Origin of the sequence: Sphingobacterium sp. UBA865, from assembly GCF_002295765.1 — a bacterium.
GTDB classification, from domain to species: Bacteria; Bacteroidota; Bacteroidia; order Sphingobacteriales; family Sphingobacteriaceae; genus Sphingobacterium; species Sphingobacterium multivorum.
This window is the reverse complement of the sequence record NZ_DBGB01000022.1, coordinates 214,082-238,950: the sequence shown is the minus strand read 5'-3', so window position 1 is coordinate 238,950 and position 24,869 is coordinate 214,082. Positions and strand designations below refer to the sequence as shown.

The following is a 24,869-nucleotide window of genomic DNA, read 5'->3' as shown; positions in this document are numbered from 1 at the left end:
ACGCTATTTATAAGAATAAATCTATTTTACCGCGTCAAAGATACGAAAAACGAGAAAACTTCGGCAGTCATTAACATTCCGGCAAACTCAATGGAATATTGACGGCCAATCCACCGTCTGCTGTTTCCTTATATTTGGCATTCATATCCAAAGCAGTCTCCCACATAGTTTTAACCACCGTATCCAAACTTACTTTTGCTTTATCCGGATTCGATTGCAGTGCCAATTGTGCAGCAGTAATTGCCTTGATGGCTCCCATTGTGTTACGTTCGATGCATGGAATTTGTACCAGTCCACCGATTGGATCGCATGTCAATCCGAGGTGATGTTCCATGGCAATCTCGGCAGCCATCAGCACCTGGCGCTGTGATCCGCCCAGCACTTCTGTCAGCGCCCCGGCTGCCATCGCTGATGAAACGCCAATCTCGGCCTGACAACCGCCCATTGCGGCTGAAATGGTTGCATTTTTCTTAAATATCGATCCGATCTCGGATGCGGTAAGAATAAATTGGATAATTTTATTTTCAAGCATTCCGTCGTGGAAAGTAATGTAATATTGCAACACCGCTGGGATAACGCCTGAGGCCCCATTGGTAGGAGCTGTAACCACACGTCCGAAAGAGGCGTTCTCCTCATTTACGGCAAGTGCAAAACAACTTACCCAATCCAGAATATATTGAAAGTTTTGGCCGCCCTCGCGAATGGCCGCTACCCAGGACTCATAATCTTGATAACTTCGTCCCTGCATTAACTTCTTGTTTAGCTTGGCTGCTCTACGTTCGACATTTAAGCCCCCAGGTAATGTCCCGCCAGTATGACAGCCGCGGTAGATACATTCATGTATTGTTTTATAAATATTCAAAACGCCTGCCACGGTTTCACTTTCTTCACGCCATGCACATTCATTTTCAAGGACCAGCTCCGAGATTTTCAGACCCGTTTTCATCGTCCAATGCAAGAGTTCCTGTGCAGTATCGACAGGAAACGGAAGGTCCACTTCAGACAAAACACCTTCAGTATCATTTTCCTGCACCACAAAACCACCCCCTATCGAATAATAGGTTTCGGTCATTGCCTTACCATTGGATAGGAATGCCTGAAAGGTCACTGCGTTGGGGTGAAAAGGTAAACTTTCCGCATATAGAAACAAGAGGTCTTCCGGATAGGAAAAAGGAATCGTCCGTTCGCCAGCGACTTCCAGTTCGCCGACTGTCTTAATATGCTCCACTTTGGGCATCACGCTATTGACATCAAAGGTAACCGGATCATCTCCACTTAGTCCCAGGAGCACAGCAATATCGGTACCATGTCCAGCGCCGGTTTTAGCCAAAGAACCGTACAGTAGGATTTTGACTTGTTCGACTTCATGTAAGACACCTTTTGACTTGAGAACAGCTGTAAATTGCTGGGCTGCACGCCAAGGGCCCAAGGTATGCGAACTCGAGGGTCCTATACCAATCTTAAACATGTCAAAAACGGATATTTGTTCTTTGCTCATAATCTTTTTTATTGCGGTCAGCCGATCAAGCCATTGCTTTTGTGAAAACCGCATCTAAATTAGCACAAATAAAGTATAATGTTACTTGTATTTGCATTATTATCAATTTGAAAACCAAGCTCAGGTTCTTTTAACAAGTATCCAACAAACATCTTACATTTTTTAGGGAAAAAGTAAGAAATGCTTCCCTATCTTTGTTGGCTATAATTTATAGAATGACGGGAAAAACATATTTATATTCTTTTTTTACCATTGTTATCTGTTTATTTTCGATTAGAACGTATTCCCAGCAACTACCTAAGCGGGAGTTTCGTGGCGTGTGGGTTGCAACCATAGGTAATATAGACTGGCCTTCTGTCAAAGCAGGCAATAATGTCGCACAGCAAAAACAGGAGTTTATTGATTTACTGGACCAGCACCGCAGCGCGGGACTGAATGCCATTATTTTGCAGGTACGTCCGGCTGCCGACGCATTTTACGCGAAGGGCAGAGAACCATGGAGTAGATATCTAACCGGAAAACAGGGATTACCACCTTCGCCATTTTATGACCCCTTGGAGTTTGCCATCACCGAGGCCCACAAGAGAGGAATGGAACTCCATGCCTGGTTCAATCCGTATCGTGCTTCGACAACATTAAATCCGGCCCATTTTTCGGATGAGCATATTACTAAGCGCCACCCGGAATGGTTCTTCACCTATGCTGGCAAGAAGCTTTTCAACCCCGGTATTCCGGAAGTTCGCAAATATATTATTGATGTCATCATGGATGTGGTCAAAAACTACGATGTAGATGGCATTCATTTCGATGATTATTTTTACCCCTATCCCGATAGCAGAAATACACCGGTACCGGATCAGATTACCTTTGGTCAATATAATAATGGGATCGAGAAAATTGACGACTGGCGACGCAACAATGTCAACGTACTGGTGCACGATCTTGGTGTTGCCATCAAAAAGATAAAACCATATGTCAAATATGGCATTAGTCCTTGTGGGGTATGGGACAACAAAGAAAATAACAGTGCCGGATCAGATACCCGTGGTCTGAGCGCTTACCGGGAACTGTATGCTGACGGTGTCAAATGGATGCAGGAAGGTTGGATCGATTATATCAATCCACAGATCTACTTTCCATTCAAAAATCGCGCAGCAGCCTATGAGATCTTGGTTGACTGGTGGCAGAAACACACCTATGGCCGTCACTTTTATGTCGGGCATGGAGCTTATCGTGTTACCGAAAATAAAATCGGCTGGACAGACCGTAGTCAGATCCCCAGACAGGTACGCCACTTAAGGGAGGAGCACGATGTGGAGGGAAGTATTTATTTCAGTTCCAAATCACTTACGGACAATCTTGTTGGATTGCAGGATTCCATGCGAAATGACCTGTACCGTACACCGGCTTTACCCCCTACAATGCCTTGGTTAGATAGTATCCCACCCAATGCCCCCTTCGGTCTTCTGGTGAAAAATTCGGCCAATGGTAAAATGAACACCTTATTTTGGCAAAAACCCGATGTGGCCAATGATGGGGAGTCGGCTTATGGCTATGTGATCTATCGCTTCAACCTCGATGAAAAAGTAAACATTAAAGACCCTGGAAAAATCATTTTTATCACCTTTGATGGGGATAAGCTTCAATATACCGATGACGATATCAAACAGCATCAAAAGTATAAATATGTCGTGACGGCGATTGACCGTATGAAAAATGAAAGTAAGCCATCCGATAGCAGGTCCGCCCATGAAGAGATTTAAGTGCTGCTAAAAAAAATACCCCTTCCGAAATGGCTTTGCAATTGCAGGAGGGCCATTTTTGGAAGAGGTACCGTGTTGGTGTGATTTTATAATGCTTTATTTCCCCTGTCCGTATTTAAATTTTTTGTTTATCGTAACAGGGAGTTTTCCTTTCGGCGTATTTTGCCCTAAAATAGTTTTCACTGCCGCTTTCTGCATGAAAGCATCATTTTGATAGGCCAGCAAAATTGTTTTTGCTTTTTTGGATGCTTCAAATCCATCCACAGCATAGGCATTGGTAAATAAAGTCAGGATTGATTTTTTTGCAAATTTCTTCATCAGGCCCTGAACATCTTTATTTAATACCATGGTCGGACGTGGACGAAGTCTCGTATCGTGTACGGCAATAATAAATTGTTTGTTCTTCTTGATTTCTTTGGTAAGACGTTTGATATCATCTTTACTTGTGCTATCCGTGATGAAATATTGTGTTTCATTTGTGAGTGCACTAGCCAATTCATTTTGGAAGGTCTGATTGGCTGTAATACCAATGTTGATAATAGCCGTAGGTAAATCCTTTTTGAAGGATTTTAATTTTTCTATCGAGTTCAAAGCGGTGATCGCTGCATCGGACAGTTCGTCAATGAGTTGAACAGCTGAAGCACGATGTAAATCATGGTATAGATTCTGTTGTACAGTTGCCTGATATTTATCTAAACCAAGCCAGAGCTTAGCGGCAAGCACTCGTTTTACCCGCGCATCAATATCGGCCTGCGCGATACGTCCTTCTTCAATAGCTTTTACAATCAAATCGATCGCACGCTTGCTATTCTCCGACACTTCAAGTAAATCATGCCCTGCGATAATCGCCTGTACGTCGGCTTCTCCATTTGGAAAAAACTTCTTTACACCTTTCATGTCCATTGCATCAGTAACTGTTAGTCCTTTAAAGCCAAGTTCATTACGCAAAAGATCGGTTACAACCTTTTTAGAGATGGAAGATGGCATATTAGGCGTGTCATCTAAACTCGGAATATTCATGTGGGCCACCATAACAGCAGGTGCACCGGCTTTAATAAGCTCTTTGAACGGATACAACTCCAGGGTATCCAAACGTTTTTTGTCGAAAGGTAGTTGCGGCAGATCATAATGAGAATCCACATCTGTATCGCCATGCCCCGGGAAGTGTTTAATGGAAGCCAGGATACCACCATCCACCATACCGTCCATATACGCTTTAGCTTTCTGGGTTACATTATATTTATTATCACCGAAGGAGCGGATACCGATAACGGGATTTTTAGGGTTATTGTTGATATCCACATCAGGGGCAAAATTGAAATGCATACCTATACGTTGGAAGTCTAAAGCAACCTCACGTCCCATGCGATAAATCAGCTGATTATCCTGAACGGCCCCTAAAGTCATCTGATAAGGGAACGACAAAGTAGAATCTGGCATACGCATGCCTAATCCCCACTCGCCATCAAATGTCACCATCAATGGGACCTTGGACAGGGATTGATACCGATTGAACATATCAACATGGCGGACAGGACCGCCCTGAAAAACAACGAGACCGCCCAAATGTTGGTCCTGTATAACCTGAGCTACGGAGTCAATATATTTCTGTCCTAAATTGGTGTGTGCCCTAACCAAAAATAACTGTGCAACTTTTTCTTTTGGCGTCAACGTATTGAATACCGCATCGACCCATGCATGCTGGGAGTTGATGTATTTCACAAAATCTTTTTTGTCCTGAGCTTTCAAAAAAGAAATTGTGCCGACTAATGCCAATATTCCCAGACCGAGTTTTTTGAACATAAATTAGTTTGTATAATGTATTTAAAATAGAAATACTAAGGACGTTATTATTTTGGACAATATGAAATTGTTTTTGCAACAATTTCATATAAACACGCATAAAACAGCAATTCGTAAGGTGCAGAGCTGAAATATACCGCATGTCAATTGGTGGGAGCAATACTAACACTTTATATATAGAAAAATAACAGCGCCGGAATACAACTGCCATCCAACGATTACAATTCAATTATCGGTTTGATAAGCACGAAAGAACTTTATCAAGGAATAGATGTTTAGAAAAGACTATAATTCAGCTTTTTAAGCTAAATCAGGTTATATTTTTTCTCTAGAAACAGCGTCAACTCCATCACATTTTCCAATTCACCTATCGCTTCCTTTTTCCACAGCTTGTCGATAATCAACAAGAGAAATTGTGTTTCGAGATCTGGATTTTCATAGTTCAGATCTTCAAAAGCACGATGGATAATGGGCTGCACAGGCTTCATAAACTGCTCGTGCTGTTGTTTGGAAAAGGGGTGATGAGACAAACGCTCCTGCAATTTCCAAAATAAGGGTTCCGCGGTAACCAATTTATTGGGTAGATTGATCATTGTGCGCAGAAATTCCTTTGGTTCACGATAGGTCATCATTCCGCGGTGGTGCGTAAGAACCTTACGATAACCTGATTTAATCAAATAAACCAACAGTGCGTCTTTATTCCCAAAATGTTTAAAGATTAATGCTTCGGAAACTCCTGCATTTTGGGCAATCGTTTTGGTAGAGGTATTCGTATAGCCTTGATCTGAAAAAAGCAACAAGGCTTCTTTCATAATACGCTCTTTTCTACTCAAAACACTTTCTTTCATCTTTTATTTTTTTAATCTATATCCGCATATCACTCGATCGTTATACGGACTTGTTCAGTTGATTTTATAATTCTACTGCAAATATATCTAATCTTTCCATTCACTTGGGGTTATTGTAACTAAAATGATAATAATTCGTAACAAATAGTGCCATATTTTTGGGAAATAAAATTATATAACCGTCAACAACACATTAAAACACATTTGCACCTCGACCGATGAAGATCAAACTTTGGACCATTTTGTTCTTTTCTATCTGCTTATCGCTATTGGGGAAAAACGGGCAAGCCCAACAGTATATTACGGGCAAGCTGCTTGACAATACGACTTCGCAGCCTATCAGAGGTGCAAGCATCACCATTATAGCGGTAAAAGATTCCAGTAAAGTCCAGGTTCCGACAGACATTTTGGGCAGATTCAGCAGCAGTACACTTCCCAACGGAGATTATTTGGTCAGTACACAGCCGATGGGATACAGCATGGATCTTCGGCGTGTAAAACTAATCGGGCAAACAATCGATTTAATGTTTAAACTCACTAATGCCGAGATTGTACTGGATGAAATTAACATTTCTTCGAGCAGTATACAGGTTAAAGGAGATACGCTGGAGTTTGACACCAAGAAATATATCACGCAGGATTTTGCAGATGCTGACGAATTGGTCAAACAGATTCCTGGTGTTGAAATTGATGAAGATGGCAATGTAAAAGCGCAGGGCGAGCCTGTCAATAAGATTATTATTGATGGTCGGGAGTTTTTTAGCACCGATCCTAAGATTGCCCTAAAAAACCTTCCGGCCGATGTTATCGCCAAGATCCAAATTATCGATGACAAAACCGAGCAGGCCAAGTTTAGTGGTTTTGACGATGGAAAACGCATGAAAGTGATCAATATTGTCACCAAGCCTGATAAAAGAAAATCCTATTTTGGCAAGCTCTCCGGAGGTGCGGGTCCCGACCGAAAATATGCCGTCAATACACAGGTAACCAAAATGAACCCCAAACGGCAATATTCAATTGACATCAATACCAACAATGTTAATCAGCCCAATGGTTTTGCGACCCGCGGAAACACCAGAGGACGTACCGGACAAGGGGTGACGACGCGCTTTAACGCCGGTTTCAACTACTTGGATCGCTTTTTCGATGACCGCATGGACTTCAATGCGAATTATACCTACAACTATACGGACAATAACATCGTCAGCCAAAATAAAACAGAATATACGGCAGGTAACCGGGCCAACCAAATCAACAATCAAGATCAATTAAACAGTACTTACGGCAACAATCATGCTTTATCTATCCGCGCAAACTGGAAGATAGATTCGATTCAGAAACTGGACTTTCAGCCTAATTTCTCCTATCAAAGTAACGATAGGAATACAAGTTCCACAGGCAATACCTTGTTAAATCTAGCAGAAATGCTGAATAGTTCCGACCGCAGGAATAAGAGCTTTGGAGAAAACTTCAACTGGAGCGGAGACCTCACTTACATGCGGAGACTCAACAAACCTGGGCGCACGATCAGTTTTAATTTCAATGGCTCATTTAACAGCAACAAGAGTCATGCGGAAAATTTTGCACTAAACTCTTATTATAAAGAGGGCTTATTCAGCCGGGTCGACACCGTCAACAATAGGAACTATACCATGGGTGACAATAACGGCTTTCGCTCAAAGATAGCCTATACCGAGATGCTCGGTAAGTATTCCCGGTTGCAAGGGAATTATACTTTTCGGAATACGGCACGCTATTCGGACCGCAGGACCTATGAATTTCTAGCCGAAACAGGCCAGCTAGGGGAATTAAAAAATCGTCTTTCCAATGAATTCCGGAATGATTTTGTTTACCATAGTGGTGGGGTTTCCTACTTATTTAACAAAAAGGATAGCATAAGATTTCAGATTGGTTTAGATTATCAGACGGCTTCACAGGTCAATGATAAATTGTTTCCGAATATACTGACCACAAAAAGCCGCTTCAATAGCCTACTACCTAACCTCAACTTCCAATATAATTTCAATAAGGATACTCGGGTCGAGTTTCGGTATAATGCAAAGACAAATACCCCTTCCATCGAGCAATTGCAAGATTTTATAGACAATCAAAATCCACTACGCATTAGCTCGGGAAATCCGGATCTTAAGCAAGAATATGACCATAACCTTGTGGTACAATTTAGATCGATCAATAAAGGCTCGGGCAGAAGTTTCACCTCTGACATTACAGCAGATTTTATTGAACATAAAATCTCCAATACCATTTTCACCACAGATTCAGCATTTACGATCGCAGCGGAAGTTATACTCGGGCCTGGTGGGCAATACATCAGGCCCGAAAATTTCAATGGGGTCTATAATCTCAAATGGCAAAATAGCCTTGGATACCGCCTTGAACCATGGAAACTTAACTTCAACCTAAACAATAACCTCTATTTCAACCAGAATTACACCTTATTGAATCTCGAAAAGGTCAATGCGCAAACGTACGGCCTGAGTCAACGGGTCGGTGTAAACACGGCATTCAGTAAGGATGTCATCATCGGACTGGATTACAATGGAAACATCGCCTTCTCCAAGAACTCAGCCAGCGAAAAATCGAATTATTCGGTCTATAAACATACCATTGGTAATTCCATTGCATTGACTTTATTAAAAACTTGGACACTCAATTCAACGTTTAACTACCTTTACAATGGCAGCATCCTGAATTCACCAAGTACGACAAGTTTGTTGTGGAATGTCTCTATCGGCAAGAAATTGTTCAAACGTAGGAATGCCGAGATCAATCTCACGGTATTTGATCTATTTAATGACAATAAAAACATCAATCAGCAGGTCAATGATCTTTGGGTACGTATATCCCAATCAAATGCAATAACGCGCTACGCCATATTAAGTTTTACCTACCATATTCGGGGACTTGGCGGAAAAGGAGAAGCGAAAACCCGTCGTTAATATGCACCACCATCGCCAATCCACGTGGAACACTCCGATCAATCAATCAATCAATCAATCAATCAACAGTAAGCATATAGCCAACTCCTCTGACATTGGTAATCTTGATGCGGTCATCCTGACTGAGGTATTTTCGTATCCGGCTGATAAACACATCCAAGCTTCGTCCCGTAAAATATTTATCATGACTCCAATAGGCGCGCATGATATCCTCGCGTGGGATGACCTTATCTTTTTGTTCGTATAACTTCCGCAGCAGCTCACTTTCACGGAAAGACAGCTTAAGCACCTCACCTTGATAGGTCAACTGATGTTTTAGGCTATCGAGGCTATAGTCTCCTATCATCAGCTTTTGGCCGAACAGCATTTTGGGGCTATTTTTTAACAGGGACTCTATCCGCACAACCAATTCTTCAATCTTAAACGGTTTTTTGACGTAATCGTCTCCGCCCAAACGAAATCCCTTTACAACATCCTCTGTCTGCACTTTGGCCGTCAAGAAGATAATGGGTATCTGCGTGTCTGATTCGCGTATTTTTGTTGCCAATGTAAAGCCATCCATCACGGGCATCATGACATCTACGACCAAAATATCCGGCCGAGCTGCTGTAAATGCTTCCAAGGCTTCATGACCATTGCTACAATGGGTGACATTAAATCCATTCGCCTCCAGGCTATCGGCAACGATCATCCCAAGACTTGGCTCATCTTCTACATATAAAATTTCAATCATAGCGTTGTCATTCAATCAAAATATATTTCGGCTTTGTTTCTAAGAAATCTTTAGCATAAATCAGCCTAATTACTGTCCGATAAACGGCCCTATTTTCTTTCTGAAATATAAATATTGCTTTTTATTTGTAAGGTAATCGGATATTAAAGGTACTCCCTTTTTCCAGCTCACTGTCCACTGTGATCTTGCCCTCGTGCCTTTTTACAACCTGCTTGACATAAGCAAGCCCCAAGCCAAAACCCTTCACATCGTGCAGATTACCGGAAGGAACCCGAAAGAACATATCAAAGATTTGATTATGGTATTCTGCGGATATTCCGTTACCATTATCTGTAATACGAATATGGACATTTTCTTTCATTTCCTTCACTTCTACCTCGATATAAACGTGCTGTCCAGCATATTTTATCGCGTTTTCCAGTAAATTATTGATCACATTTTTTAAGTGGGCTTCATCGCCATTGATCCTTATCTCACTTGGAACGGCAATGAGCTTAAAGTCCACTTGCTTGGACTTATTCAGCTGCGCAACTTCAATGGCTCCTTTCACCATCGCGACAAGATCAAAATCAGAACGCTGCAGCACAATCCCTCTCGTTGCATCAATATCCATCTGAAGCACTTTTTCAATCATATTGGACAGATGCTCCAGTTCTTTTTTGGAGATATTCAGATAACGATTCATCTTTTCCCGGTCATCCTGCACACCATACAACTGTATCGCTTCTATAGCTGCCATCACAGTGGAAACCGGTGTTTTTAGTTCATGCGTCATGTTATCGACAAAGTTCTTACGCAGCTCGGCCATCTTATTTTGGTTGAGAATGGTTTTCATCAAATAGAAGAATGTCCCAAGCAGCAGTCCAATCAAAAGCAGTGAGATCAACAGCTGCCAACTTAAGCTATACAGCAAATACTTCCAATCCTCCTGAAACTTGATAACAAGAAATTCATTTTTTATGGGATTAACCATCATGGGTCTCGTCCAAGCAAGATTTGCTTCGCGGTATTTGCGTCGTACATCTTTGATTTGATCGTGTGGAATCGTGACAATAGCCATTTCAAATGGTACTGCTATGCTCTTATTGTTCAGGGATTCTTTAAACTTCCTTTCGATCAAATCCAGATTAGCTTTGTTCATCTCAAAGTCCCGGAACAGAAAGGGCGGGATAATTGCGCCTTGCCCTTCGCGGCCTTTGGGAAACATTTTCTCCCGCCTACTGTGGATCTCGCGATCAAATCGCTCGTTTTTAGGTCGTTCGGCGCTTACACGTTGTAAAGCCTTATCGAGTTCAGCAGCTGGCAATAAGCCCAGAAGCTCTCGTTTTACATCTTGGAGGAGGCGATTCCGATCAGCCTCGGGGCCATCTAACTTCCGATCACCATTGCGCGCTTGGTATGCCTCCTGAACAGCATTGAAGAGTGAACGCTCTGCGGTAGAAAGGAACAGGTCGCGACGATTGGTATAACTTCCATAAAGCCAAAAGCCTAGCACTACAGTAATTCCTGCCCCTATTAAAACGATCAAACTGATCAGTAATTTAAATCTTCTACCCATAACTAAAACAAATTTAAATTACTAGATTTGCAATCGCTGTGGTAATTAACCATATTTAACAAAATATAACACTGATTAACAGTTCGCATTGATTACTTTTGCACTATTCAAAAATTAATATGATTAAAGACTTTAAGAGACGTAGTATTCAACTTTTACTTCCACTTTTTACATTGGCCGCTTTTGTTGGTTGTAATAAAGACATTTCGCTCTCATTGGATAGTTCAAGAGATGAAACAATCGGTTTAGTACCAATTGATACGGTTTCCGCCAAAGTTTCGACTTATCAATTGGACGATATTCCGACTTCTGCTACTGGAACAATGCTCGTAGGAAAGAATAGCAATGCTGTTACGGGTAGCATGAAGTCTACAGCTTATATGCGCCTAGGAGTAGGAACGATAAGTAATGCTTCTATACCTGATGATGCTACCTTGGATTCTGTAACCTTGGTATTAAAGCCAAACAAATATTTTTACGGTGATACAACGAAAGTACAAAAGATAGCAGTACACCGTGTCACAGAAGAAATTACGCAAACACAGATTGATTTAACCAAACCTGTTGATGAACGTCCTGTTTTTGTAAGTTCAGCAGCGATATTCAGTAAACAAAAGTTTGCCTATGAAAATACCCCACTGGCACAACTTTCCTTTAAACCGCGTATACAATCGGCAGATTCCTTATTTTTTAGATTCAACAACAGCATTAGCAATGAGTTGTTTACAATGATCAAAAATAATGATAACCGAATTCAAAATAGTACAAGTTTCCAAGAGTATTTCAAAGGATTGGCACTTGTCCCTGACAATAGCAATACGGCAGTTATTGGATTCAAAGACACTGTATTTTTACAGGTCCATTATTCATTCCTGAATAATGAAGGAACAAAATCCGTTGGCAAACAATATTTTTCCATTGATAACAAGGCTTATCAGTATAATCAAATTGAAGCAGATCGCTCTGCAACAAAATTTGCGCCGATGACCATAAAAAATCCGCAACTTGCAAGTCAACAAACTGATGGAAATGTATTTTTAGAAGGCTCAACTGGTGTTGTAGCAAAAATTGAATTTCCAACGTTATTAGAATTGGTGAACAATCCATCCATTGCAATCAATAAAGCGGAACTGATCATCGAGGTAGAAAATGGAGCCAAAACAAATTTTGCGCAACCCAAGAATGTAATTTTGATGATTGCCAGTCCAAACGGGAACCCAATTAGTATGTTATTAACACCCTATGCGACTGATTCTAGAAGTGTGCAAGCACCTACATTAGTTCCTGGCGATGATTTTGGTTCCAATGGAAAATATACATTCAATCTGATTGAATATTTGACAAAAATTAAAACAACAGCATACAAAAACACTTCATTATATCTATCTTTACCGACATCGAGTTTGTTTTCAACTGGAGACAGGTTAATATTGGCAAAAGATAATGAGAATGATCCGAAAATTAAATTAAACATCCTTTATACTAAATTTCAATAATTTATGAACAAGAAAAATTGGCTACTCGTTTTATTAGCTTTTGTATTTACAGTTACAACTATCTCTTCTTGTAAAAAAAGTGACGACAGCACAACCAAATCAGATGAATGGTTTGCAAAAGCTGCTTTTAAAGGGCCACAAACTTCATCTGCTGCTAGCTTTTTGATAAATAACGTTGCATATGTCACTACTGGTCTAGCAAGTAACGCTGGTGGTAAACCATTCCGCGTGAAAGACACGTATGCGTATGACGCAGCATCAGATACTTGGGCTGAAAAAGCACCTTTCACAGGTGTTGAGAGAAACGGTGCCATCGGCTTTTCCATTGGTAATGTCGGTTATGTTGGTGGTGGAAATGACGGAACAAACAACCTAACAGATTTCTACAAATTTGACCCTACAGCTAACGGCGGAAAAGGTGCTTGGTCAAGCATTGCTCCACTTCCTATTGCTTTGTCTAATGCAGTAGCTTTTACTTTAAACGGTGCGGCTTATGTTGGAACCGGTGAAACTGTAGTTAGTGGTGGAACAACAAATACCAATGAGTTTTACAAATATGATCCTGCTGCTAATACTTGGCAAGCAATTAGTGATGCTCCTTTTTCAGCGAAAAGAAAAGCAGCTTTCTCTTTTGTTGTCAATAATGTAGCCTATGTAGGTGGTGGTATTTCTAACGGTTCTTACCCAAAAGATTTCTATAAATTTGATGGTAGCAAATGGACTAAATTGAACGATATCAATAGAGCTGATAATTCATATACGTACGATTTGACTCGTTCAAATGCCTCTGCGTTCGCGATCAATGGTACACCATTCGTTGTTGGTGGTTACAAAAATGCAGTAATCAATAGTACATGGAAATATAATATTTCTGGTGACTACTGGACAAATGATAACGGCGCTTTCGCTGGTTCAGCACGCCAAGATGCTGTTGGTTTCGCTGTAGGAAACAACGGTTACATCACGACTGGACTTAACGGTTCATCTCGTTTTGACGATACTTGGATGTTTACTCCGATTTATTAATCGAAATTAAATCAATATAAAAAAAGGAATGGAGTTTCAAACTTCATTCCTTTTTTTGCTTTAACTATTTTGCTCCTACTGGTTCAAAGGGGTTTTTAGTTTCCTTTTATAACTGCCTATTCTAGCGAAATCAGCCAACAATAATAGCATACACCCATCAGCTATATTGATGTCGGGTAAACTCTGCTCTTCTTTATTAGAGAGGCACGCTCCCGGAGATCTGCTCGCCATAATGTTTCATTCACTCCATACACTTCTAAAAGCGATCTGTCTCAGCCCTTGAGGCATCATTATACAAAAGATTGAATTGCATGCCTCATACGATAACATCCATACTTCAAAAAAGAATGGGGCCAATAAAAAAGAAAATGCTCAAAAAGCCAAATCAGACCCGTTGAGAATTGAATCTCTAAAATGATGTGGCAGCGGAATACGTATAAAATTGCATGAAAAAGGGGGTATCCAATCTTTTGGATACCCCCTTCTAATTTTACACAAACTTGCAATACTGTCGACCTTACGAAGAAGGATCAAGACTTGAAGTTCATTTATTTTTCAACTGTCTTGATCTCAAATAATGTATTCCATAACTTCCCTGTGATAAAAAGACGTTTTCCAGCTTGATCGTAAGCAATTCCATTCAATTCATTGTCATAAGCGGAAGTATGCTCATAGATACCAACAAGATTAATCCGTCCTTCTACCGCTCCTGTTTGAGGATTTATAATAACAATAACATCCTTTTGATAGACATTTGCGTAGACTTTGTCGTCTATATATTCCAGTTCATTAAGTTCATCCACGGGTCCAGCTTCATCGTAAACTCCGATAGCATTTAGCTCTTTACCGGTCGTTGCATCTAAAAAGAACAATTTATTGGATCCATCAGACTTTATCAAATGCTGGCCATCGTAGGTCAAGCCCCAACCTTCTTTGCTATTTTCATATTTAAAGGAACTTTCCTTGACAAAAGAATTTTTATCAAAGACATATCCTTCTCCCTGTTGCCAAGTCAACATAAATAACTTATTACCAACCAATGTCATTCCTTCGGCAAAAGTCTTTTCATCAAATTTGATCTCCTGTAGTACTTTGCCTGTTTTTAGATCGACCTTTCTCAAGTTGGACTCTCCATAACGGCCATTGGATTCGTAGAGAATACCATCCGCAAACTGTAGCCCTTGTGTAAAAGCTGTGGTATCGTGCGGGTATTTGTTGACAACCTCAAAACCATAGTTCTTCGCATTTTCAGGTACAACATAAAATGTACTTGAAACAGAATCGGGTTTTCCAGCATTGTATACCAGGGCGGAAATATTACGTGTACCATAGGCCATGTCTTTGGTATCAACCGTAATTGCCGTTGTATCTGTTGATGATCCTACATGTTTATCATCTACAAAATAAGCCACAGAGTCCATTGATACAGATTCAAATTTCAATTTCAATTGGACCTGAGCACCTTTTAAAACAGCTTGATTTGCTCCAGGAGAGGCAAATTCCAAACTTGATTTTTTTGACTTACAAGAAGCAAAAGCTAGTGCTGCAATTGCCATAAAATAAGTTATTTTTCTCATCTATGTATAGTTATTTATAAGTACGTATCCTCAACTATCCCAAAACGCATCTTTGATATGATTGAGTGCTGTTTTGGGAGATTTTGTTATTGCGACAACATCAAATCTGACTTCACCGACATAACCTGTTTTAAGAATATAAGCCTGAGCTGCACGAATCAGTAGACGCTGTTTTTTGCGATCCACAAATTCGTAAGGTTCGCCGAAATCCGTTCCCGACCGCGTTTTTACTTCAACAAATACCAAGGTATCCTTGTCCACGACAATCAAATCTACTTCTAAATTCTTAAATCGCCAATTTCTTAACACTATTTTATAGCCTATCTTGACGAGGTATTCCATGGCCATTTGCTCGCCCCATTCGCCCGTTTCAAGATGCTTTGCCATATCAAAGATTACTTTACAATAGTGTTGCCCAGAAAGCCGCCCAATAGGCGTTCGGCTTCTTTTAATTTCTGATATTTAAAAATAAGGACTTCCAGGTTGGCCACATCTTGTTCATGTTTCATTTCTTCACGAATATGATGCATTTCAGCTTCAATCTTACGTTTCTTGATCCGATAGATCGCTGTAACGACAAGTTGTTTTAGATGTTCGTATTCTTGCGTTACATAAATTTTACGCTTATCGTCATTCCAATTTTCGCTGAGCGAATATTTACTGGCAACGCAATTGATCGCCAAATCTGCTATAGCAGGGTCAGAGTTTGAATAGAATTGTTTCGTATCTGGAATTTCGTATTTTTCCGCAGCTTCTCTATAGACGTTTAAAATATAAGCCGCAGCTTTATCCTTAAATTCAATGTCGCTGATATTTCCCAATAGCAATCCTGCAACTGGAATATCACCGTCACCTTCCCAGGTTGCCAGATAATCACCATAGTTGATTAAAATTCGGACGATCTCACGTTCCTGGAGAATTTCCGAAGTCAGCTGTGCAGGCTGTTCTACAGACTCTATGGGAGGTAATCCCGCCCTTTCACCATCTGTCATAAAGAAATCCGGCGGTGGCCCGTCCATTCCGAAAGGGGGCATCCCTGTATTTGGCGGCGGACTCTGAGTTTTACGAGCAGCATCCTTATCCGCCTTCTTTGCTCTATTGAGCCTAATCTTGTTGAGTTCAGCCAACAAAATACGCTCTTCGATATCCAAAAGGCTGCTACATTCGCGGATAAAAACAGAAACCTTAATTTCATCGGGAATCAATGCAATACTTTCGACCACATCGCGAATAACCTCGGCCCTTTTTATGGGATCGTTATTGGCATCGCGAAGCAGAATATTCGTTTTGTAGAAAATGAAGTCCTGCTGATTGGATTTGACATAATCTTTAAAAGCCGTGGCACCAAACTTTTGCACGTAAGAGTCGGGATCATTACCGTCGGGAAAAAGCAGCACCTTCACGTTTAAGCCTTCTTCGAGCAGCATATCTGTACCGCGTAGGGAGGCTTTGATCCCCGCTTCATCCCCATCATACAGTATGGTCACATTTTTGGTGAATCTGGAAATAAGCTTGATCTGACCTGTTGTCAACGAAGTTCCCGAGGAGGAAACAACATTTTCGACTCCAGCTTGATGTACCGAAAGAACATCTGCATACCCCTCTACCAAGTAGCAATTATCCTCTTCCATAATTGCTTTTTTGGCAAAATTCAATCCATACAGTACATCGGATTTATGGTAGATTTCGCTTTCAGGAGAGTTTACATATTTGGCGACTTTTTTGTCGGTCTTTAGTGTCCGGCCACCAAAGCCAATGACACGGCCTGTAAGGTTATGAATCGGAAACATGACCCGGCCACGGAAACGATCATATAAAGATTTATCATCGCGTTCAATAGCCAAACCACTCGCGGCCAAATAATCTGGGTGAAAACCCGCTACCTGTGCTTTATCGACCAATGCCGTCCATTCCTCAGGCGAATACCCCAATTCAAATTTTTTGATGATATCCTCACGGTAGCCGCGCTCCTTGAAATAGTTGAGTCCGATCACCTGCCCCATTTCAGTTTTCCAGAGTTGCTCGGCGAAGAATTTACTGGCCCAAGCGCTTAGCACATATAGACTTTCCCGTTTATCCTGCGCGGCAAGCTGGGCTGGAGAACGCTCGACTTCTTCAATTTGAATGGAATATTTATCGGCTAAATAACGAATGGCTTCGGGGTATGAGAACTTTTCCAGTTCCATGACGAATTTGAGGGAATCCCCACCGAAACCACAACCAAAACACTTATAGATACCCTTCGAAACAGAAACGTGGAAGGAAGGTGTCTTTTCATGGTGAAAAGGACAATTTCCGATCAAAGAAGTTCCCCGTTTCTTTAAATCAACGAAGTCTCCCACCACCTCTTCTATCCGTGCTGTTTCCAGTACCTTATCAATAACTTCCTGCTTTATCAAAACGTTTCTTTTTTAATGTAAAATTAGAATAAATCTTTTGCATCTCCACTACGAAATGGCTTCTTTAATAGCATTGCATAAGGGCAATTATGCAAATAGAAAGCAGAACAAGTGATGAGCCAGCTCCTATAAATAAATTGTTTTGATATGCTGTGCTTTGTATTGCATATCAAAAGCAATTTATCTAAGTTTGTTCTTCAATTTATAGCTGATTAAGATAATCAAAATGAGCAAAACAATCAAGAAAATATGCTGTATCGGTGCTGGTTATGTTGGTGGACCTACCATGTCAGTTGTTGCAAAGCAATGTCCACATATTGAGATTACGATCGTCGACGTCAATGCAGCCCGTATCGCGGCTTGGAATGATGAAAATCTCGATAATCTTCCTGTATACGAGCCCGGTTTACAAGAGATTGTTGCGGAAGCGCGTCATCGCAATTTGTTTTTCTCAACCGATATCGAAAAAGCTATCGACGAGGCCGACATGATTTTTATTTCGGTCAATACACCGACTAAGAATTACGGAAAAGGCAAGGGGATGGCTGCGGACTTAAAGTATATTGAACTTTGTGCACGGCAGATCGCAGCGGTTGCCAAAAACGACAAAATTGTCGTTGAAAAATCGACTTTACCCGTTCGCACAGCGGCAGCTTTAAAAAGTATCCTGGATAACACGGGTAATGGTGTTAATTTCCATATTCTTTCCAACCCTGAATTTTTGGCTGAAGGAACAGCGATACAGGATTTAATCAATCCGGACCGCGTGCTTATAGGTGGAGAGAATGATGAAGCTATTGCTGCATTGGTCGATATCTATGCACATTGGGTAAGTCGCGACAAGATTCTCACAACAAACCTTTGGTCGTCTGAACTGTCAAAACTAACCGCAAATGCCTTTTTAGCACAACGCGTCTCCTCCATTAATTCCATCTCGGCACTATGCGAGAAAACAGGCGCGAACGTCGATGAAGTCTCCAAGGCAATCGGTATGGATTCCAGAATTGGATCCAAATTTCTGAAAGCTTCTGTAGGTTTTGGAGGCTCTTGTTTTCAAAAAGATATCCTCAATTTAGTTTATATCGCACGGAGTTACGGTCTCACAGAGGTTGCCGAGTATTGGGATCAGGTGATTTTGATGAATGATTATCAAAAACAGCGATTTGCGGACAACATTATCCAAACATTGTATAATACTGTATCGGGCAAAAAGATTGCTTTCTTAGGCTGGGCATTCAAAAAAGACACGAATGATACGCGTGAATCTGCGGCGATCTATGTGGCTGATTATCTATTGAGTGAACAAGCTGAAATCACGGTCTATGACCCCAAAGTTTCTGCTGAACGCATCTATGCCGACCTCGATTATCTGAACACCAGATCTTCGGAAGAAAACAGGGCCTTGGTAAAGGTGGTCAATACCGCCTATGAGGCTTGCAATGATGCACATGCAATTGCAGTATTGACTGAATGGGATGAATTTAAGAACTATGACTGGGCCAAAATCAAGGAGCACATGAAAAAGCCTGCATTTGTGTTCGATGGCCGTAAACTATTGAACCGTAAGGAACTTGAAGACCTTGATTTTAAATATTACGCGATAGGCGAGTAATCAATATATAGGTAAAAAAGAACCCTCAGGATACAGTTGCGTACACTTATGCAGCTATAACTGAGGGTTTTGTTTGTGCCTGTTGTCAACGCATAAGGAAAGAGAGATGAAACACAAGCGATGCAACAGGACTTTTTATCTTAATTATTCAGCATTCCATAAAACTCATTCATGTAATAAGATTCTTGGAGCGCATCTCTGAAATTCTGCCATTGTTCTTCGTCAAATGAAAATACGATATCTGGATAAGGTGTTTTCATGATCAATCGAAATTCACCATCTGGAAATGTGCTAAAAAAGAGTTCATCACCATTACTTTTCGTAATATTCAAGAAGTCGAAGAATTTTTTCTTCGTAAATGTCAGTACAAAACTTTGTTGCCAGATATAATAGGTCTGACACTTATGGCAAACACTAATATGGGTATCTCCTCTTTGGCTTAGAATTTTTGTGTCACACATAGTATCTTTATTTATTTAGACTCATTATAAATAATATTCAAATGTAAGAATAGTTTTTAGAATAACAAGTACCTGAACAAAAAAAAGGCGATATATTTCTATATCGCCTTTTTTTGATTAGTGAGTATTAGTTCAAACCTCTCTTTTTCAATAGATATTTTGGATCTGGATCCGCACCTCTAAACGTACGGTACATCTTAGCAGGATCATCTGTACCTCCTTTTTCAAGAATATTCTTACGGAAAGAATCTGCTGTCACTTGATCGTACAATGATTTTTCCTTGAAAGCTGCAAAAGCATCCGAATCCAATACTTCAGACCAGATATAAGCATAATAACCTGCAGAATACCCACCTGCGAAAATATGTTGAAAATATGTACTTCTATAGCGCGGAATAATAGCATCAATAATACCTATTTTTTTCATTGCCGTTTTTTCAAAGCCATTAATATCTTTTGAAATTTCTTTTGTGGTAGCATGATAATCCATGTCTAACAACGCAGCAGAAAGGTATTCAACGGTTGCAAATCCTTGATCAAAGGTACCGGCCTTTTCCATTTTCTGAATCAATGAATCTGGCATCGCTTCTTTCGTCTTATAATGCTTAGCATATGTTTTTAATACCTCTGGATCTGCTGCCCAATTTTCCATCACCTGTGAAGGTAACTCAACAAAGTCACGTGGTACAGAAGTTCCGGCCATTGAGCGGTATCTTACATTGGAAAGAAGACCATGCATAGCATGTCCAAACTCATGGAACAAGGTAGTTGCTTCATCAAATGTCAACAAGGCAGGATTTTTTCCCACTGGTTTTGTGAAATTGCATACGATGGAAATTACCGGAGCAACACGTTTTCCATCTTTTGTCGACTGATTACGATAAGAAGTCATCCAGGCACCGCCTCTTTTTGATTCGCGCGGGAAAAAATCAGCGTATAAGAGACCTAAATGTGAACCGTCTTTGTCTTTAACTTCATACACTTCTACGTCTTTATGGTAGGTTGGGACATTGTTTAAGGCTACGAATGTCAAACCATATAATTTATTGGCGACACCGAATGCTCCTTCACGAACTGCCGGAAGACTCAAATAAGGTTTAATTTCGTCTTCATTCAATGCAAAACGTTTTTTGCGAATAATCTCTGTATAATATCTCCAATCGTAAGGAGCGACAGCAAAATTGCCGCCTTCAGCTTTAATTTCCTGTGCGATATCAGCCTCCTCGCCTTTCGCTTTAGCAAGTGCTGGAGTCCAAAGTTTATTTAACAGTGCATAGACATTGGTCGGATTCTTCGCCATGGATTCCTCGAGTACATAAGCTGCATGTGAAGAATAACCCAATAATTTTGCTTTTTGAAGACGGAGATTAACAATTTTTTGAATGATTGCCTTGTTATCGTTGGTGTTATCTTGATTGCCACGCAACTGATAGGCTTCCCAAAGCTGTTTTCTCAACTCACGATTTTTTGCATACTGAAGAAAGGGCATAATGGACGGATTCTGTAAGGTAAAGACCCATTTGTCTTTCTTTCCTTTTGCTAAGGCTTCTTCAGCCGCTGCCGTTTTCAACGATTCCCGCAAGCCTTCCAATTGGCTCGCGGAATCAACGACCAATGTATAAGCATTGGTTTCAGCAAGCAAATTTTGTCCGAATTGTGTTGTTAATGTTGAAAGTTCAGCATTAATTTTTTTCATTTTTTCCTTATCCGCATCCTTTAGATTTGCGCCAGAACGAACAAAACTCTTATAGGTTTCTTCTAACAGTTTATTATCCTGTTCGTCCAGTCCAAGTGTATTTCGGCTGCTCCAAACTGTTTTGATACGGTCAAATAATTTGGTATTCATCGAGATTTCATCCGAATGACTCGATAAGATGGGGGCCAGATCTTTCGCTATTGCCTGAATACTGTCATTCGTATTGGCACTATTGAGATTATAAAATACAGTTGATACATTATTCAGTAATCCACCCGCATTTTCTAAGGCGACTATCGTATTTTGAAATGTTGCTTTATCCGAATTGTTGACTATTGTGTCAATTTCCAAATTGTGTATTTTTATTGCTTCATCAAACGCTGGCCTAAAATGCTCTGTTTTGATCTTGTCAAAAGGTGGTACATTAAATGGGGTTTCGTAAGCCAATAAAAGAGGATTATCTGTCATCACTTTTTTTTCCTCACAACCAACAAATGCAGTTGCCACTATCACAAAGAATGGCAAAAGTTGTCTTTTCTTCATATTATCTGATTATTCCTGATTTTTTTCAAAGATAATAAAATTAGGCAAATGCTGTGTCTTCTGGGGGAGGCGTTACAAAGGAGCATGAAAACAGTCATCCTATTGTAAAACAAAAACTTATTCATAAATCTTGTTAAAAATAATCTGTCAATTTGAGTAAAAATATATTAATGAGCGATATTAACCGTTTCTTTTGGAGATGTGCGGGGGTACATCAAGAAACTCTTGAAAAATATCCGGAAGAACATAGTAAGTACACAGCCATAGGTGCTACTATTTTTTTTACGGGATTGTTTGCCAGCCTTTCGGGTGGTTATGCCATGTATTTCGTCTTTAGTGGGGGAACATTTGACTGGCTTTTAGCTATTGTATTTGGTATTATTTGGGGTTTAGCGATATTTAACATGGATCGCTATATTGTGCTCAGTATTAATAAATCCAAAAGTGGCTTTATGCAGCTTCTGCAGGCCCTGCCGCGAATTTTATTGGCTATTTTGATCGGGTTGGTTATCTCTAGGCCATTGGAGTTAAAAATCTTCGATAAAGAGATCCGGGAAAACCTCCGTGTACGGTTTCTTGCCGACCAACGCGCTAAAATTGACACGCTCAACAGTACTTTCAATAAGAAATATGCCAATGAAGTTGCACTTTTGAAAGCAACCACGACAGAACGTGACTCATTGGAATCCAGCATTAAAAATGACCGTACAAAATTGAACTACGAGATATTCGGTAACAAAACAACTGAAACGTCCGGTGTCATGGGGTATGGCCCTTATGCCAAAATGAAAGAAGAAGAGCTGAAGAAAAAAGAGGGCTATTTGGACACTTTACGGAACAAGATAACGACCCAGCAAAACGCTATACGCCAGAAACAGAAATTTGAAGGGATATTGGACCAAAAAGTTTTATCCAACGCTTCTTTGGACAGCGCCGTCAATGTCGCTGGTTTTGCAGACCGCAACTCTGCGCTGGGCAATCTAAGGTACGATGCCAATGGAAAGGTTAACGAGTCCAATGCAAATGCTGTATTTTTTATTGCGTTGCTTTTTGTCTTCCTCGAATGTCTTCCGGTAATCGTCAAACTTTTGGCAGGAAAGGATCCTTATGATAATGAAATCCAAAATCAAAGGACTATTCATGATTATGAATCAGACACCAATGTCACTGTTCAAAAAGAAGCCGTAGACCGTTTAAAGGATACGTATGTTGATGTTTCCATCAATAAGCGCATGAAAGAGCTTTAGTAGAATCGCTAGCAGAAGTTAGCAAAGTAGGTTTTGCATTTCGAAGCTAAAAATTATAAACGGGCTTACCTTTCGGCAAGTCCGTTTTTGTTAATCTTCCTCATCGTTAATCTTCCTCATCTAAAAATTTGGAATCGATCTGTTTATTTGCTTTAGCTCCTAAACGTTTTAATTTCTCTACTTTTCCAATCACATTCCCAGCTCCTGTAGAAAGTTTTTTAGTTGCATCTTCATGGCTTTTTAATGCGCGCTCCAACTGATTCTGCACCTGCTCCATATCGTTCAGAAAGCTCACAAATTTATCGTAAAGGCTCCCGGCTTCCTTTGCTATTTCAATTACATTCCTGGTCTGACGTTCCTGTTTCCAGATACTTGCTATGGTACGCAGGGTTGCCAATAATGTAGAAGGACTTACAATAACGACTTTTCGATCCCAAGCCTCACTAAACAAATCCGGTTTTTGCGCCACAGACATACTCAAAGCCGATTCTATAGGCATAAATAGCAATACAAATTCTGGCGATTCTATACCATACAACTCGTGGTAGTTTTTTGCGGAAAGTTCTTTCACGTGATTTTCCACAGACTGTACGTGTTGTTTTGCGAAAATTGCACGATCCTCATCCGTGTCGGCGTTGACCCAACGTTCGTACGCAATCAGCGAAACTTTTGAATCCACAATCAGGTGTTTATCTTCAGGAAGGTCGATAATCGCGTCGGGCTGCATTCTTCTTCCTTCGGCATCCATAAGAGACACCTGTAATCTAAATTCGCGATCGCGCATCAGTCCAGAACGCTCCAGGACCCGCTCTAAAATTACCTCGCCCCAATTGCCTTGCTTTTTGGTATCCCCTTTTAATGCCTTGGTTAGGCTATTGGCTTCGTCTTTAATTTTAAGACTCTGTTCGACCAGCTGAAGGACAACTCCCTTTAAAGAATTTCTTTCCGCTGCCTCCTGATTGTAATTTTTATCGACTTTCTCTTCAAACAATTTGATTTTTTCCTTCAATGGGTCCAAAATCAACCCCAGGGAACGATGATTGGTCTCTGTAAACTTTTGTGTCTTCTCTTCCAATATTTTATTGGCAATAACCTGAAACTCATTGTTGAACTGCCGTTTAATCTCGGCGATTTCATTCTTCTGTTCCTGAAATTTATCGAGCTGCGCCTCATAAAATGAACGTGTACTTTCTAAAGACCGCTCTGCGACCAGAAGATTCTCCCGTTCCTTATCCAATTCATTTTTTAGCATAAGGCGTTCTTCCAGCAAACTTTGTTCCCGCTGTTGCGATCTGGCAAGCTCAATTTTTAGTGTTTCAACCTCTTTATTGTATGCAGGACCAGCACTGGAATCGGTATTCTTTTTTAATACCAATACGATCAAAATGACCAATAACAATACGATTCCCGCAAAGAAAAATATTTCCATGATTTGTATTTTCTGAAGATGGTGTATGCTTACCTGAGCAGGTCTGTTTAACCATCATTGCATTTAATTAAACCTATAACATCTCAAACTTAATGGATCTGCACGACTAAAAACACTTATAAAAAGTCTGTAGTCAGTTGGCAAGCTGTTGTCAATTTACAAGGTGCATCATCCGCTTCGCCATCGAAGCAGAATCAGAGCAATGTACCGTTCAACGAAG

At 40.5% G+C, this 24,869-nt stretch carries 17 protein-coding genes; 6 read left to right on the top strand and 11 right to left on the bottom strand.

Annotated elements, in window-relative coordinates:
- Positions 1-70 precede the first annotated feature (70 nt).
- Positions 71-1,498, bottom strand: a complete 1,428-nt coding sequence (locus B2O97_RS12905) for an L-serine ammonia-lyase (protein ID WP_201640015.1) — start codon at positions 1,496-1,498, stop codon at positions 71-73.
- 215 nt (positions 1,499-1,713) lie between these two features.
- Here B2O97_RS12905 and B2O97_RS12900 point away from each other — a divergent pair, with 215 nt between their 5' ends.
- Positions 1,714-3,261, top strand: a complete 1,548-nt coding sequence (locus tag B2O97_RS12900; protein WP_070561357.1) for a glycoside hydrolase family 10 protein — start codon at positions 1,714-1,716, stop codon at positions 3,259-3,261.
- A 96-nt stretch (positions 3,262-3,357) separates the two neighbouring features.
- On the opposite strand, the gene B2O97_RS12895 is transcribed toward B2O97_RS12900, so the two are convergent.
- The gene (locus tag B2O97_RS12895; protein ID WP_201640014.1) at positions 3,358-5,064 is read right to left on the bottom strand and encodes a glycoside hydrolase family 3 protein; all 1,707 of its coding nucleotides are present in this window, start codon (positions 5,062-5,064) and stop codon (positions 3,358-3,360) included.
- 305 nt (positions 5,065-5,369) lie between these two features.
- Positions 5,370-5,912, bottom strand: a complete 543-nt coding sequence (locus tag B2O97_RS12890; RefSeq protein ID WP_070561361.1) for a TetR/AcrR family transcriptional regulator — start codon at positions 5,910-5,912, stop codon at positions 5,370-5,372.
- A 218-nt stretch (positions 5,913-6,130) separates the two neighbouring features.
- Between B2O97_RS12890 and B2O97_RS12885 the strand changes: the two genes are divergently transcribed.
- The gene (locus B2O97_RS12885; protein WP_286767508.1) at positions 6,131-8,872 is read left to right on the top strand and encodes an outer membrane beta-barrel protein; all 2,742 of its coding nucleotides are present in this window, start codon (positions 6,131-6,133) and stop codon (positions 8,870-8,872) included.
- A 58-nt stretch (positions 8,873-8,930) separates the two neighbouring features.
- Here the strand turns inward: B2O97_RS12885 and B2O97_RS12880 are convergent, their stop codons facing one another.
- Both B2O97_RS12880 and B2O97_RS12875 read right to left on the bottom strand, forming a co-directional pair.
- Positions 8,931-9,605 (bottom strand): response regulator transcription factor, encoded by a 675-nt coding sequence (locus B2O97_RS12880; RefSeq protein WP_070561365.1) that lies wholly within the window; start codon positions 9,603-9,605, stop codon positions 8,931-8,933.
- Between the two features lie 121 nt (positions 9,606-9,726).
- Positions 9,727-11,163, bottom strand: a complete 1,437-nt coding sequence (locus B2O97_RS12875; protein ID WP_070561367.1) for a sensor histidine kinase — start codon at positions 11,161-11,163, stop codon at positions 9,727-9,729.
- A 119-nt stretch (positions 11,164-11,282) separates the two neighbouring features.
- Between B2O97_RS12875 and B2O97_RS12870 the strand changes: the two genes are divergently transcribed.
- Together B2O97_RS12870 and B2O97_RS12865 are read left to right on the top strand one after the other, a co-directional pair.
- A complete protein-coding gene (locus B2O97_RS12870) occupies positions 11,283-12,659 on the top strand; it encodes a DUF4270 family protein (RefSeq protein ID WP_070561369.1) in 1,377 nt (458 codons plus the stop codon).
- Positions 12,660-12,662: 3 nt separating this feature from the next.
- On the top strand, positions 12,663-13,685 hold the full coding sequence (locus B2O97_RS12865; protein WP_046672697.1) for a Kelch repeat-containing protein: 1,023 nt from the start codon (positions 12,663-12,665) through the stop codon (positions 13,683-13,685).
- Between the two features lie 548 nt (positions 13,686-14,233).
- Here the strand turns inward: B2O97_RS12865 and B2O97_RS12860 are convergent.
- Genes B2O97_RS12860 through dnaG form a run of 3 tightly spaced genes read right to left on the bottom strand, consistent with a single transcriptional unit; the run spans position 14,234 to position 17,661 of the window.
- Positions 14,234-15,262, bottom strand: coding sequence for a glutaminyl-peptide cyclotransferase (locus B2O97_RS12860; RefSeq protein WP_070561373.1), 1,029 nt, complete (start codon positions 15,260-15,262; stop codon positions 14,234-14,236).
- A 30-nt stretch (positions 15,263-15,292) separates the two neighbouring features.
- On the bottom strand, positions 15,293-15,649 hold the full coding sequence (locus B2O97_RS12855) for a YraN family protein (protein WP_046672699.1): 357 nt from the start codon (positions 15,647-15,649) through the stop codon (positions 15,293-15,295).
- Positions 15,650-15,657: 8 nt separating this feature from the next.
- Positions 15,658-17,661 carry a DNA primase gene (gene dnaG / locus B2O97_RS12850; protein ID WP_286767507.1) on the bottom strand — a complete coding sequence of 668 codons (2,004 nt, stop codon included), beginning with the start codon at positions 17,659-17,661 and terminating at the stop codon, positions 15,658-15,660.
- A 226-nt stretch (positions 17,662-17,887) separates the two neighbouring features.
- Here dnaG and B2O97_RS12845 point away from each other — a divergent pair, with 226 nt between their 5' ends.
- Complete coding sequence (locus B2O97_RS12845) at positions 17,888-19,273, top strand: nucleotide sugar dehydrogenase (protein WP_286752773.1); 1,386 nt, start codon at positions 17,888-17,890, stop codon at positions 19,271-19,273.
- A 140-nt stretch (positions 19,274-19,413) separates the two neighbouring features.
- Here the strand turns inward: B2O97_RS12845 and B2O97_RS12840 are convergent, their stop codons facing one another.
- Together B2O97_RS12840 and B2O97_RS12835 are read right to left on the bottom strand one after the other, a co-directional pair.
- Entirely contained in the window at positions 19,414-19,734 is a 321-nt protein-coding gene (locus B2O97_RS12840; protein ID WP_070561379.1) for a hypothetical protein, read from the bottom strand.
- Between the two features lie 127 nt (positions 19,735-19,861).
- Positions 19,862-21,973, bottom strand: a complete 2,112-nt coding sequence (locus B2O97_RS12835) for a M3 family metallopeptidase (RefSeq protein ID WP_286767506.1) — start codon at positions 21,971-21,973, stop codon at positions 19,862-19,864.
- Between the two features lie 170 nt (positions 21,974-22,143).
- On the opposite strand from B2O97_RS12835, the gene B2O97_RS12830 reads away from it, so the two are divergent.
- Positions 22,144-23,220, top strand: a complete 1,077-nt coding sequence (locus B2O97_RS12830; RefSeq protein WP_070561383.1) for a DUF4407 domain-containing protein — start codon at positions 22,144-22,146, stop codon at positions 23,218-23,220.
- Between the two features lie 106 nt (positions 23,221-23,326).
- On the opposite strand, the gene rmuC is transcribed toward B2O97_RS12830, so the two are convergent.
- Positions 23,327-24,649, bottom strand: a complete 1,323-nt coding sequence (rmuC, locus tag B2O97_RS12825; RefSeq protein ID WP_046672705.1) for a DNA recombination protein RmuC — start codon at positions 24,647-24,649, stop codon at positions 23,327-23,329.
- Positions 24,650-24,869 lie beyond the last annotated feature (220 nt).

Bases quoted from the DNA above. Each gene is read 5' to 3' on its own strand.
- rmuC (WP_046672705.1), bottom strand. From the start codon at position 24,649: ATGGAAATATTTTTCTTTGCGGGAATCGTATTGTTATTGGTCATTTTG.
- B2O97_RS12880 (WP_070561365.1), bottom strand. From the start codon at position 9,605: ATGATTGAAATTTTATATGTAGAAGATGAGCCAAGTCTTGGGATGATC.
- B2O97_RS12885 (WP_286767508.1), top strand. From the start codon at position 6,131: ATGAAGATCAAACTTTGGACCATTTTGTTCTTTTCTATCTGCTTATCG.
- B2O97_RS12870 (WP_070561369.1), top strand. From the start codon at position 11,283: ATGATTAAAGACTTTAAGAGACGTAGTATTCAACTTTTACTTCCACTT.
- B2O97_RS12900 (WP_070561357.1), top strand. From the start codon at position 1,714: ATGACGGGAAAAACATATTTATATTCTTTTTTTACCATTGTTATCTGT.
- B2O97_RS12875 (WP_070561367.1), bottom strand. From the start codon at position 11,163: ATGGGTAGAAGATTTAAATTACTGATCAGTTTGATCGTTTTAATAGGG.
- B2O97_RS12845 (WP_286752773.1), top strand. From the start codon at position 17,888: ATGAGCAAAACAATCAAGAAAATATGCTGTATCGGTGCTGGTTATGTT.
- B2O97_RS12835 (WP_286767506.1), bottom strand. From the start codon at position 21,973: ATGAAGAAAAGACAACTTTTGCCATTCTTTGTGATAGTGGCAACTGCA.
- B2O97_RS12830 (WP_070561383.1), top strand. From the start codon at position 22,144: ATGAGCGATATTAACCGTTTCTTTTGGAGATGTGCGGGGGTACATCAA.
- B2O97_RS12865 (WP_046672697.1), top strand. From the start codon at position 12,663: ATGAACAAGAAAAATTGGCTACTCGTTTTATTAGCTTTTGTATTTACA.
- B2O97_RS12840 (WP_070561379.1), bottom strand. From the start codon at position 19,734: ATGTGTGACACAAAAATTCTAAGCCAAAGAGGAGATACCCATATTAGT.
- B2O97_RS12905 (WP_201640015.1), bottom strand. From the start codon at position 1,498: ATGAGCAAAGAACAAATATCCGTTTTTGACATGTTTAAGATTGGTATA.
- B2O97_RS12895 (WP_201640014.1), bottom strand. From the start codon at position 5,064: ATGTTCAAAAAACTCGGTCTGGGAATATTGGCATTAGTCGGCACAATT.
- B2O97_RS12890 (WP_070561361.1), bottom strand. From the start codon at position 5,912: ATGAAAGAAAGTGTTTTGAGTAGAAAAGAGCGTATTATGAAAGAAGCC.
- B2O97_RS12855 (WP_046672699.1), bottom strand. From the start codon at position 15,649: ATGGCAAAGCATCTTGAAACGGGCGAATGGGGCGAGCAAATGGCCATG.
- B2O97_RS12860 (WP_070561373.1), bottom strand. From the start codon at position 15,262: ATGAGAAAAATAACTTATTTTATGGCAATTGCAGCACTAGCTTTTGCT.